The organism is Brachybacterium sp. EE-P12, from assembly GCF_003711805.1.
Classification (GTDB): Bacteria; Actinomycetota; Actinomycetes; order Actinomycetales; family Dermabacteraceae; genus Brachybacterium.
This window is the reverse complement of record NZ_QXCP01000011.1, coordinates 1-11,354: the sequence shown is the minus strand read 5'-3', so window position 1 is coordinate 11,354 and position 11,354 is coordinate 1. Positions and strand designations below refer to the sequence as shown.

Below are 11,354 nucleotides of genomic sequence, written 5' to 3'. Positions count from 1 at the left end.
CACCTAGTCAAAACAGCCTGACCAAACCAACCGACTGACTCCAACCAGCTTGACAGTCAACGTTCTGAGCCACTTCTGCCCTGGAAGTGGCTCAGAATCGCGCATTCCTCGACGGGGGAGCCCCGCGTCCCACCTGACCACGCCGAGGGGAGTGGTCGCTGGGGTCCGTGCCACATCCGGCCGTGATCGCGCGGTGCCACGAGGGTGCCGAGGCGCAGGATGGGAGGCATGACCGAGCCGTCCGCCGCCGCCCCCGCGAGCCCCGCCCGCACCGATCTGCCCTTCCGCCTCCTCGCTCTCGCCTGGGTGATCACCGGCGGGCTCACCGCGGCGGTCACCGGTCCGCTCGGGCTCGAGCACGGCTCGTGGTCCGCGGCATTCCAGGTGCTCGTCGGCGGCGTGATGCAGGGAGTGCTCGGCACCGCGCAGCAGCGCCTCGCCGCCCGGGCGCCCAGCCGCGGAGTGCTCCTCATTGAGCTCCTGACCTGGAACCTCGGCGGCCTCGCGGTGATCGGCGGCACCGTTCTCGGCGCGCCGCTGCTGGTCGATGCGGGCGGCGCGCTGCTCGTGGTGACGATGGTGCTGATGCTCCGCGCCGTCGGTCGCGGTGCGACGGGGCCGACGTGGCTGCTGTGGGTGTTCCGGGCCGCGCTGGTGCTGACCGCGGTGTCGATCCCCGTCGGGCTCGTGCTCGCCCACCTCCGCGCCGCCTGACCCGGCCGGACCGGGCCGCCGACTCGAGGCGGGGATGCGCGATTCTGAACCACTTCCGGCGCGGAAGCGGTTCAGAATCGCGCATCCCCGCCTCGCGTTGGTGCTGGGGTCGCGTTGGTGCTGAGGGTCGCGGTGGTGCTGAGGGGCGCGATGGTGGTGCTGCTCCGCGGCGTCGGCACCGGCTGACCTACTGATACGAGACGAACCAGGGCCGCGGCTCGAGGTCGTAGGTCTCCTCGGGCGTGAACATCGGGGTGTCCTCGTCGATGAAGTTCTTCCACGCCATGCGGATCCCGCCGGGCAGGCCCTGCTGGAGGGCCCTCCAGGTGGCGAGCTTGTCCTCGTGCGTGCCGTGTCCGTCGGCGTGCAGGGTGATCGCGAGCTCGGGGCGGGAGGTGTCCACGTCCTGCCGGTCGGAGATCATCGAGAGGTTGAACTGGTGCAGGATCAGCACCTTCTGCGGCAGGGAGTGCTCCGCGGTGAGGTCCGCGAGCCAGGTGGAGACCTCGTTGACCTCCGCGGCGGTGACCGAGCCGATCTGCGCGAGGTGCTTCTGGCCGGGCAGCAGCCGCCACTCCGCATCCAGTGCGAGGCCGACGTGCGGGGCGGTCAGCAGCTCCTCGTAGCGCCTGGCCTGGGTGAGGAAGTCGGTGGTGCCCGGCTGCAGGTCGAGCACCACGTACACCCCGGCCTCGCCCGCCGCGTCGACCCACTCGCGCAGGCCCTCCACGCCGAGCTCCGAGGAGTAGTCCCCGTCGCCGCCCGGATCGGAGGAGGCGAGGGTCGTGATGAGCTCGAAGGCGGGGACGATCGGCTCCTCCGCGAGATCGTCGTAGTCCGCGGCCATCTCCTGCACCCGGGTGAGGGTCTCCTCGAGCCCCTGCTCGCCGAGGATCCCCAGCGAGGGCACGCCGGGGGTGCCGTAGGCCGCGATCATGCGCCGGCCGGGGAAGACGGTGGTGCCGCCGCCGGGCAGCTGCGCCATCGCGCCGAGCTTCCCGAGCATGTCGATCAGGGCGGTCGTCTCCCCGAAGGCGGCGCCGAGGGCGAGCACGCCCGTGGTCGCATCCTCGCCCGCGGCGGCCTTCGCGGCGGCGACGGTCTCGCTGCTGCGCCCGAGATCCCCGTCCGGCATCTCGACGACGGTGCCGCCGACGGCGGAGGCGACCGCGCTCGCGAGCGCCGGCGTCGGCGCCTCCAGCGCCGTGTCGACCAGCAGCGACACCGCGGGCTTCGGCTCCTGGTTCGCGACCCGGGGGAGGCCCGGCTCCTCGTCGGACGGATCGATCTCGACGACCTCCCGCCCGTCCTCGAGGCCGGCGAGATCGGTGCCCTCAGCGACCACGAGGGTGCCGGCGCCGAGCCGCTCGAGCTCGTCGGCGACCGCCTGGTCGGTGCCGAGCAGCAGGGGTGACGGGAGCCGGGGGAGATGCGGCAGCAGGGCCGTGACGGCCTCCGCGTCCTCCGCGGGGGCGAGCATCGCGACGTCGGAGGCGGCGAACAGCGCCGCGCTCAGCGCGAGGGCGGCGCCGGCGGGGTCCTCGCCCGGCAGCACGGCCGTCCTCGGATTCTCGACAGGCTCGATGGCCAGGTCGCTCCCCGAGCAGGCCGCAGCGCCGCCGACGAGGGCGAGCACGGTCGCCCCGGCGAGGGTCCGCTTCGTGATCAGTGCTCGTCCATCATGTCGTGCGCTCACCGCTGTCGCCTCTCCACGTCGCTGACGCCTCCCCAGGCACACTCTCACGGGAGGACCGGCGCCGTGCGTGCGAGACCGCGGGGTGCGCCGGCCGCGCGGGGGCGGGCGAGCTTGCCCGTCGTGCGCGGACATGGTGTAATCACTCTCGACGGAAAGCGGTTACCACCGCCGGGGGCTGCGAGTGCGGCACCGAGACCTCGAAGGAGAGCAGCCACATGGCAGAACGCAGGATCGGCATCATCGTCAACGGCGCCACGGGGCGCATGGGCTATCGGCAGCACCTGGTGCGCTCCCTCCTCGCGATCCGGGAGCAGGGCGGCGTCGAGCTCGCGAGCGGGGATCGGCTCGTGCCGGACCTGCTGCTCGTCGGCCGCAACGAGGAGAAGCTGCGCGACATCGCGCAGCGCCACGGGCTGGAGAACTGGACCACCGACGTCGACGCCGCCCTCGCCGATCCCGACTACGAGGTCTACTTCGACGCGCTGGTGACGAACCTGCGCGTCGCGAACCTCAAGAAGGCGATTGCCGCCGGCAAGGCGATCTACACCGAGAAGCCCACCGCCGAGACCTTCGAGGACGCCCTCGAGCTCGCGCGCCTGGCGAAGGCGGCCGGGGTGGTCAACGGCGTCGTCCACGACAAGCTCTACCTCCCCGGCCTGCTCAAGCTGCGCCGCCTGATCGACTCCGGCTTCTTCGGCGAGATCCTCTCCGTGCGCGGCGAGTTCGGCTACTGGGTCTACGAGGGCGACTGGCAGAGCGCCCAGCGCCCCTCCTGGAACTACCGCTCCGAGGACGGCGGCGGCATCGTCGCGGACATGTTCCCGCACTGGAACTACGTCATCGAGGAGCTCTTCGGCCGCATCGAGGACGTCTACGCCCAGACCGCCACCCACATCGCGCGCCGCTGGGACGAGCAGGGCGAGGAGTACGCCGCCACGGCCGATGACGCCGCCTACGGCGTCTTCCGCCTCGAGGGCGGGACCGTCGTGCAGATGAACTCGAGCTGGGACGTGCGGGTGCATCGCGACGAGCTGGTCGAGTTCCAGGTCGACGGCACGAAGGGCTCCGCCGTCGTCGGGCTCCACGGCGCGCGCATCCAGCCGCGCGAGGCCACCCCGAAGCCCGTGTGGAACCCCGACGTGAGGGACGGCCACGACTACCGCGGCGACTGGATCGAGGTGCCGGACAACGCCGGCCCGGACGGCTTCGACAACGGCTTCAAGGTGCAGTGGGAGGACTTCCTCGCCAGCTACGCGGAGGGGCGGGAGTACCCCTACGACTTCCTCTCCGGCGCGCGCGGCGTGCGACTGGCCGAGGCGGGGCTCGCCAGCTCCGCCGAGGGCCGCCGCATCAGCCTCGACCCGCTGACGGAGGTGTGAGAGCGATGAGCGACCTGCAGCTGACCCTGCTCGACGAGGACGGCGCGCTGCGCCGCGTCCCGCTCGCCGAGGCCCCCGCCTTCGCCCGCCCCGCCGCACCGCTGCGCTCCCGCGTGATCTACGCGGCGGTGCACGTGGTCCCGCAGGTGCACGGGGACAACACCCCCGGCGCCCCGGCCGCGATCGACTGGGACGCGACCCTCGCCTTCCGCCGCACCATGTGGTCGCGCGGGCTCGGGGTGGCCGACGCGATGGACACCGCCCAGCGCGGCATGGGCCTGGACCCCGCCGCGACCCGCGAGCTCATCACCCGCACCGCCGACGCGGCCCGCGAGGCGCTGGCCGACCCCGAGATCGCCGCCGTGTTCCCCGCAGGCGCGTCCGTGAGCGACCTCGTCGTCGCCGGGGTGAACACCGACCAGCGCGCAGAGCAGGACCTGAGCCTGGACGAGATCGTCGAGGCCTACGTCGAGCAGCTGCGCGCCACCGAGGCCACCGGCGCCGGGGCCGTGCTCATGGCCTCCCGCCACCTCGCCCGCACCGCACGCTCCGCCGCGGACTACGAGGAGGTCTACCGCCGCGTGCTCGCCGAGGCCAGCGCCCCGGTGGTCCTGCACTGGCTGGGCACCGTGTTCGACCCGCAGCTGGCCGGCTACTTCGGCAGCGACGACCCCGCCGCCGGGGCGGACACCCTGCTGCGCATCATCGGCGAGGACCCCTCCAGGATCCGCGGCGTGAAGATGAGCCTGCTGGACGACGCCGCCGAGATCGCCGTGCGCGAGCGCCTCCCGGACGGCGTGCGCATGCTCACCGGCGACGACTTCCACTTCTCCCACCTCATCGTCGGCGACGGCACCACGACCGCCGCGGCCGACGGGGAGCAGGTCCGGGGCGAGTACTCCGACGCCCTGCTCGGCGCCTTCGCCGCGACCGCCCCCGCCGCCTCCGCCGCCGTGCAGGCGCTGGACCGCGGGGACGTGGCCGAGGCGCGGCGCATCCTCGATGCCGCCGAGCAGCTGGGGCGGCACGTGTTCTCCGCCCCCACCTACCATTACAAGACCGGCGTCGCGTTCCTGGCCTGGCTGAACGGCCACCAGCAGGCGTTCACGATGGTGGGCGGCATGCACTCCGCCCGCAGCCTCCCGCACCTCTCGCGCACCGTCGAGCTGGCCGCCGCCACCGGCAATCTCGAGGATCCGGCGCTGGCCGCCGAGCGCTGGCACGGGATGCTGCGCCTGGCCGGCTACGAGATCGAGGAGGCGACAGCATGAGCCCGGACCGCCTGTCACTGAACCGCTGGACCTTCCGCACCACCCCGCTGCAGGAGTTCCTCGAGGCCACGACCTCCCGTGGCATCGGGGCCGTGGGCCTCTGGCGGCAGGACGTCGCCGAGGTGGGCCTGGACGCGCTGCGCCGCCGCGTGGACGACGCCGGGCTGCGCGTCAGCTCCCTGTGCCGCGGCGGCTTCCTCACCGCCTCCGCCGAGGCGGACCGTGCCGCAGCGCTGGAGGACAACCGCCGCGCGATCGACGAGGCGGCCGGGCTCGGAGCGCCCACGCTGGTGCTCGTCGTCGGCGGGGTGGACCGCGCCGACAAGGACCTCGTCGGCGCCCGCGCCAGGGTGGCCGAGGCGGTCGCCGAGCTCGCCCCCTACGCCGAGCAGCGCGGGGTGACGCTCTCCCTCGAGCCGCTGCACCCGATGTTCGCGGCCGACCGTGCCGTGCTCTCCACCCTCGACCAGGCCCTCGATATCGCCGAGGCCTCCGGCAGCCCCGCCGCCGGCGTCGTCGTGGACAGCTATCACGTGTGGTGGGACCCGTACCTCGAGCGGGCGATCCAGCGGGCCGCCGCCTCCGGGCGACTGTTCGCCTACCAGGTGTGCGACTGGAACCTGCCGCTCGCCGAGGAGCCGCTGAACTCCCGTGGCTACATGGGCGACGGCTACATCGACTTCTCCTCGATCACCCGCATGATCGCTGCGGCCGGCTACACCGGCGACATCGAGGTGGAGATCTTCAACGAGGACGTGTGGGCGACGCCCGCCGACGAGTCCGCCCGGATCATCGCCGAGCGGTACGAGCAGCTGGTGCTGCCGTACGCGTGAACGCACCGCGCCGCTGATGACAGTCACCTCGCCGCTCCGTGAGGCATGGGGCCTCACCATCGATCCCGAGGACGAGTACGGCACCGGCCCGCACGCAGCGTGCCGTGCCGGGCTGCCTGACGCCCTCTCGCGGGCCTTCGACCGTGTCGGGGAGCTGGTCGCCGTGCCGCGGCTGGCTCCCGGGGGCGGCGCGGCCGGTCTGCCGGACGAGCTGCGGGCGGCCCTCTCCGCACCGGCCCGGGCCTCTGCCACGGTGCCGCTGCCGTTCCCGCTGCTCAGCCAGTACGCCCGGTACTGGCGCGACGGCATCCGGACGGACCACGAGGACGACGTGCGCCGGCTGGGGGTCATGACCGGTGAGGCGGTGCTGGCGGCCGTCGGCACCGGCGAGACGCGCTGGATCGACCGCGCGGCGGATGGGCTCATGCTGCTGTGCGAGCTGTCGACCTGGTGCTGGGTCGCGCACGAGGAGGCGCATGATCGACGCGGCTGGGTGGTCCCGGACCGGGACTCGCCCGTCGTCGATCTGGGCGCCGCGCAGACCGTGCAGGTGCTGGCCTGGGCGGACCTCGCGCTCGGCGGAGCGCTCGAGGAGAGGGTGCCGGGCCTCCGAGCACGGATCCGTCGCGAGGCCCGGACCCGCGTGTTCGAGCCCTACCTCGCCCGGCGCGACTGGCACTGGCTGCACGGCGCCGCGCACAACTGGACCGGCTGGATCCACCAGCACCTTGTCGCGGCGTCCCTCATGCTGCTGGACGACGTGGGCGACCGTGCGGACCGCGATGCGATCCTCGCCCTGTCCATCGCCCAGCTGGACCGCTATCTGGCGTCCTTCCCCGCCGACGGAGGGATCGACGAGGGCTTCTCCTACTTCTGGAACGGTGCCTGCCGGCTGCTCGAGGCGATCGATCTGCTGATCATCGCCTCGGACGGGCTGCTGGCCCGGGAAGCGGTCGCCCGGATCGAGGTGATCGAGGCCCTGCTGCGCTTCCCTCAGCGGATGGAGCTCGGCGAGGGATGGTTCGTCAACGTCGCCGACGGTCCCGCACGTCCGCCGGCCGAGCAGCCGTGGGACGTGCTGCACCGTTGGGCGCGTGCTCTGGGGGCCGGAGACGTCGCGGCTCAGGCCCTCGCCCACCGCGGCTCGGGCGCTTCGCCGCTCGTGCACCCGCAGCTGGGGCTCGGCCGGGTGCTCGTCGCCTGCGGCGACGCCGCCTGGAGGGAGGCCGACGGGCGGGACAGCCGGCCGGTGCTGCCCGCCGAGACCTGGCTGCCGGAGGTGCAGCTGCTGGTGGCCCGTGAACGAGGCGGCGAGAGCAGCGGGCTGGCGCTCGCGGTCAAGGGCGGCCACAACGACGAGGCCCACAACCATCTCGACGTCGGCTCGTATCTCATCGCGCTCGACGGCTCGCCGGTGCTCATCGAACTCGGGCAGCCCACGTACACGGCGCTCACCTTCACCGAGCGACGCTACGAGATCTGGACCATGACGAGCTCGTGGCACAACCTGCCGGAGATCCGGGGTGAGCAGCAGGGCGTGGGGGAGCGGTTCCGGGCCGTCGAGGTGGTGGCGGAGCCGGGAGAGCCCGATGCCGACACCGCACGCACCCCCGAGCCTCGCACCGCGCTCGGCCTCGAGCTGCGCGAGGCCTATCCCGTCGCTGCGGGCGTGCTCAGCTGGCGGCGCACCGCCTCCCTGGATCGCGAGGCCCGCACAGCGCGCATCAGCGATGCCTGGGAGCTGGCGCCGCGCGCCGAGCACGAGGAGGGCCGGCCCGTCGTGCTCCACCACGTGATCGCCGGAGATGCCCTCGAGCATGCGCCGGGTCTGCTGCGGGTGCGCGCGCTGTCCGGGGCGGTCGCCGAGCTGCGCTGGGATCCCGGGCTCGGCGCGGGCGTCCTCGCACGGCAGCAGATCCACGACCCGCTGCTGGAGGCGTCCTGGGGGAGGGCCGTCCACCGTCTCAGCCTCGACGGCGCCGCGCACGGCAGTGCGGATCTCACCGTCACGGCCGACCGGGACCGATGGATGCGGTAGGTGCGGCGGGTCAGCCGGTGCGCGGACGGACCGTCGGCAGGATCGACCAGCGGGAGCCGGCCCAGATCACGTAGAGCACGAGCGAGGACGCGAGCACCCAGCACAGCAGCGGCTGCACGGTCAGGCCCATCACGGCGATCACCGTCACCGCGAGGTTCAGCAACGACAGCGGCCAGCTGCGCAGGGCGCCGAAGGCGGCGATGCGGAGCAGCACGTGCCAGGGAGCCTCGGCCCGTTCGCTGATCAGCGCCGCGGTGTTGAACGCGGTGACCAGAGCCAGTGCCGCGCCGAGCAGGAACGCGGGGACGAGCACGAAGCCCATGGAATGGCCCAGAGCCCACTGCGCGTCGACCACCAGGACCAGAGCCAGCGCCATCGGCAGTGCGGTCCCGCCGAGCGTGCGCGGGCCCGTCCGCCGCAGCACGTGCAGCGCGGGGCGCAGCAGCGACTGCTCGGGGTGGGAGCGCCACCACGAGTCCTCGTCGGCACCCTCCCTCGCGGACAGTCCGATCCGGAAGGCCGGACTGTCGCGGAAGGCGCAGAAGGCGACCGTGACGACCGGCATCGCCAGGTACACCGCCGCCAGCAGCGCGGGCGGCGCGCTGAAGGGGTCGGCGGCGAGCAGGAGCAGCAGCACCAGCGGCAGAGCCCCCACCGCCAGCACGATGTTCAGGCGCAGCGCCGCGAAGACGTACGAGCCCAGTGCGCTGAACGTGCGGGCGGCATGGCTGCTCGTGCTCGCCGGGCCGTCCCGGCCTCCCCAGCGCACCAGCGGCGCACGGCGGGCCGGCGGGGGAGCGTGCAGCTGCGACATCGTCGATCAGCCCTTCAGCCCGCTCGAGGCGATGCCCTGGACGAAGTACTTCTGGCCGAGGGCGAACACCACGGCGATCGGCAGGACCGAGAGCACCGAGCCGGTCATGATCGCGGCGTAGTCCGCGTTGTACTGGCCGATGAAGGTCTTCAGGCCCAGCTGGATCGTCCACAGGTCGGGGCTGCGCAGGTAGATCAGCGGGCCCATGTAGTCGTTCCAGGTGTTCGTGAAGGTGAGGATCGCCAGGGCGGAGATCGACGGCACGGACAGCGGCAGCATGATCCTCCGGTAGATGCCGAACTCGGTGAGCCCATCGATGCGAGCGGATTCCGAGAGCTCCTCGGGGACGGTGTCGTAGAACTGCTTCATGAGGAACACGCCGAAGGCGCTGAACGCCTGCAGCAGGATGATCGACAGCCGGGTGTCGGCCAGCCCCACCTCGGACAGCAGCTTGAACTGGGGGATCATGTACGCCTGCCACGGCACGGCGATGGTGCCGATGTAGACGAGGAACAGCGCATCGCGTCCGGGGAAGCGGATGCGGCTGAAGCCGTAGGCCGCGAACGAGCCGGTGAGCACCTGCAGGGCGGTGACCGTGACCGACAGGAAGATCGTGTTCCCCAGCCAGGTCGACATGTCGGCCTTGGTCCAGATGTCGATGTAGTTGTGCCACTGCCACTCGTCGGGGAACCAGGTGATCGGGGCGGTGAAGACCTCGTTGTTGCGCTTCAGCGAGCTGAGCGCCATCCAGGCGAAGGGTGTGAGCACCACGACGGAGATGAGTGAGAGGAGCACGTAGCGCACCGTGCGGCTGAGCACCGTCTGCGGCGTCATGGGTGCGGTGCGCAGCGGAGCGGGCCCGGAGGTGCCGGGCGCCGCAGCGGGACGTGAGGCGAGCTGGGTCATGTCACTTCTCCGCTCGACGGTTGTAGGCGAACTGGATGATGGTCACGACCATGCAGAGGGCGAACAGCACCACCGAGATCGTCGAGGCATACCCGAAGTCGTTGCGTTCGAAGCCCATCCGATAGATGTACTGGGACAGCACGAGCGTCGAGTTCCCCGGCCCGCCGCCGGTCATCACCAGGATCAGATCGAGGACCTTGAAGCTGTTGATCGTCAGCATCACGGTCACGAAGAACATGGTGGGGCGCAGACCGGGGATCGTGACGTTGAAGATGCGCTCGAGCCAGTTCGCGCCGTCCATCTTCGCGGCCTCGTGGAGCTCGGGGTTGATGGACTGCAGCCCGGCGAGGAACAGCAGCATGAAGTACCCGGCGTCCCGCCAGATGCCGACGATGATCACCGCCGGCATGGCCCAGGTGCTCGAGGCCACCCAGTCCGGCGTGTTCTCCAGACCGATGAAGCGCAGCAGCTGGTTGACCGGGCCGAACTCCGGGGAGAACAGCATGTTCCAGACCTGCGCGACCGCGACGATGGAGGTGAAGTACGGGAAGAAGGCCGCGGAGCGGAAGAAGGCCCGTCCCCGCATCTTCTCGTTCAGCAGCAGCGCCAGGCTCAGCGAGACCACGAACGTGACCGGGATGTGGATCGCCGAGTAGTACAGGGTGTTCCCGAACGACGTCCAGAAGATCTTGTCGCCGATGAGGCGCTCGAAGTTCTCCAGGCCCGTGAACTGCGGAGAGCCGAAGGCAGACCACTTGGTGAAGGCGATGTAGAACAGCGCGAGGACGGGACCGAGCGTGAGCAGGACGAAGCCGAGGAAGTTCGGCATGATGAACGTCCAGCCCGCGACGGTCCGTCGACGGCGGAGCGCTGTGCCGGCGCTGCGGGCCGAGCCGGCCCCTCCGCGCGACGTCTCGGGTGGACGAGGGGTGAGGGCGGGGGCGCTCACGCGGTCAGGCCCTCGTTCTCGAGCTGCTCCTCCGCCTTGGTCAGCGCCTCGTCGACCGGGCTGGACCCGGTGAGGATCTCCGAATGGGTGTCCTCGAGGATGGTGACGATGTCGTTGGTGAACTCTCCGATCGGATTCTCCGCCTCCACCTCGGTGTCGGCGAAGGCGGTGCGGGACAGCTCGTCGTCGGGCATCCCGTCGAGGGAGAAGATCGTGTCGACCACCTCGTCGGAGAAGTACGACGGTGTGATGCCGATCCCGGCGAGGGCCTTCGAGCAGTCCTCGGAGACGATGTAGTCCAGGAAGCTCTGGGCGACCTCCAGCTTCTCGCCCGAGAGCTCGGCGTTGATCGCCAGGGTGGTCGGATCCCCGAAGGTGATCGGGCCGGCGCCGGTGGTCTGCTGCGGTGCCGGGGCCATGCCCCACTCGAACTCGTCGGCATCGCCGCTCTCGCGCTGAGCGAGCAGGGTGCCGATGTACCACGTGCCCATCGGCATCATCGCGGCCTTCTGGGTGCCGAACTGCGCCTGGTAGCTCAGCGACTGCGAGTCCACCGTCGAGAAGGTCTCGGTCGAGCCGGCGTCCTGCATCGCGAGCAGCCGCTCGTAGTACGGGGCCAGGTAGGACAGATCCCCCGAGGCGAGGTCTGCGCCCTCGGTCTGCGCGAGCGCGAAGGACTGCACGATGGCGTTCGTCGCCAAGCTGGTCGGGAGTCACTGCGCGGGGCAACATGCACCGCCTGCCCTAACCGAAC

General features: G+C 71.5%; 10 protein-coding genes. 5 read left to right on the top strand and 5 right to left on the bottom strand.

What is annotated here, in order from left to right:
- Positions 1–228: 228 nt before the first annotated feature.
- On the top strand, positions 229–714 hold the full coding sequence (locus D1648_RS15995; RefSeq protein WP_122943606.1) for a hypothetical protein: 486 nt from the start codon (positions 229–231) through the stop codon (positions 712–714).
- A 187-nt stretch (positions 715–901) separates the two neighbouring features.
- Here D1648_RS15995 and D1648_RS15990 read toward each other — a convergent pair whose 3' ends face one another.
- Entirely contained in the window at positions 902–2,410 is a 1,509-nt protein-coding gene (locus D1648_RS15990; protein WP_122943605.1) for a hypothetical protein, read from the bottom strand.
- Between the two features lie 215 nt (positions 2,411–2,625).
- On the opposite strand from D1648_RS15990, the gene D1648_RS15985 reads away from it, so the two are divergent.
- The 4 genes from D1648_RS15985 to D1648_RS15970 are packed head-to-tail and all read left to right on the top strand — an operon-like array spanning position 2,626 to position 7,931.
- Complete coding sequence (locus D1648_RS15985; protein ID WP_122943604.1) at positions 2,626–3,789, top strand: Gfo/Idh/MocA family protein; 1,164 nt, start codon at positions 2,626–2,628, stop codon at positions 3,787–3,789.
- 5 nt (positions 3,790–3,794) lie between these two features.
- Positions 3,795–5,060 carry a DUF993 family protein gene (locus D1648_RS15980; RefSeq protein ID WP_122943603.1) on the top strand — a complete coding sequence of 422 codons (1,266 nt, stop codon included), beginning with the start codon at positions 3,795–3,797 and terminating at the stop codon, positions 5,058–5,060.
- Positions 5,057–5,893, top strand: a complete 837-nt coding sequence (locus D1648_RS15975) for a sugar phosphate isomerase/epimerase (RefSeq protein WP_122943602.1) — start codon at positions 5,057–5,059, stop codon at positions 5,891–5,893. The genes D1648_RS15980 and D1648_RS15975 overlap by 4 nt, the downstream gene beginning before the upstream one ends.
- 16 nt (positions 5,894–5,909) lie before the next feature.
- Positions 5,910–7,931: a heparinase II/III family protein gene (locus D1648_RS15970; protein WP_122943601.1), complete on the top strand. Its 2,022-nt coding sequence runs from the start codon at positions 5,910–5,912 to the stop codon at positions 7,929–7,931.
- Positions 7,932–7,941: 10 nt separating this feature from the next.
- On the opposite strand, the gene D1648_RS15965 is transcribed toward D1648_RS15970, so the two are convergent.
- Genes D1648_RS15965 through D1648_RS15950 form a run of 4 tightly spaced genes read right to left on the bottom strand, consistent with a single transcriptional unit; the run spans position 7,942 to position 11,301 of the window.
- Positions 7,942–8,745: a hypothetical protein gene (locus tag D1648_RS15965; RefSeq protein ID WP_122943600.1), complete on the bottom strand. Its 804-nt coding sequence runs from the start codon at positions 8,743–8,745 to the stop codon at positions 7,942–7,944.
- 6 nt (positions 8,746–8,751) lie between these two features.
- Positions 8,752–9,651 (bottom strand): carbohydrate ABC transporter permease, encoded by a 900-nt coding sequence (locus D1648_RS15960; RefSeq protein WP_370239846.1) that lies wholly within the window; start codon positions 9,649–9,651, stop codon positions 8,752–8,754.
- A gap of 1 nt (position 9,652) precedes the next feature.
- Complete coding sequence (locus D1648_RS15955; RefSeq protein ID WP_241155550.1) at positions 9,653–10,600, bottom strand: carbohydrate ABC transporter permease; 948 nt, start codon at positions 10,598–10,600, stop codon at positions 9,653–9,655.
- Complete coding sequence (locus D1648_RS15950; protein ID WP_241155549.1) at positions 10,597–11,301, bottom strand: extracellular solute-binding protein; 705 nt, start codon at positions 11,299–11,301, stop codon at positions 10,597–10,599. Before D1648_RS15950 ends, D1648_RS15955 begins: the two co-directional genes overlap by 4 nt.
- Positions 11,302–11,354 lie beyond the last annotated feature (53 nt).

Excerpts from the sequence above, each read along its gene's own strand:
- D1648_RS15975 (WP_122943602.1), top strand. The coding sequence starts at position 5,057 with ATGAGCCCGGACCGCCTGTCACTGAACCGCTGGACCTTCCGCACCACC.
- D1648_RS15960 (WP_370239846.1), bottom strand. The coding sequence starts at position 9,651 with ATGACCCAGCTCGCCTCACGTCCCGCTGCGGCGCCCGGCACCTCCGGG.
- D1648_RS15965 (WP_122943600.1), bottom strand. The coding sequence starts at position 8,745 with ATGTCGCAGCTGCACGCTCCCCCGCCGGCCCGCCGTGCGCCGCTGGTG.
- D1648_RS15980 (WP_122943603.1), top strand. The coding sequence starts at position 3,795 with ATGAGCGACCTGCAGCTGACCCTGCTCGACGAGGACGGCGCGCTGCGC.
- D1648_RS15995 (WP_122943606.1), top strand. The coding sequence starts at position 229 with ATGACCGAGCCGTCCGCCGCCGCCCCCGCGAGCCCCGCCCGCACCGAT.
- D1648_RS15970 (WP_122943601.1), top strand. The coding sequence starts at position 5,910 with ATGACAGTCACCTCGCCGCTCCGTGAGGCATGGGGCCTCACCATCGAT.
- D1648_RS15985 (WP_122943604.1), top strand. The coding sequence starts at position 2,626 with ATGGCAGAACGCAGGATCGGCATCATCGTCAACGGCGCCACGGGGCGC.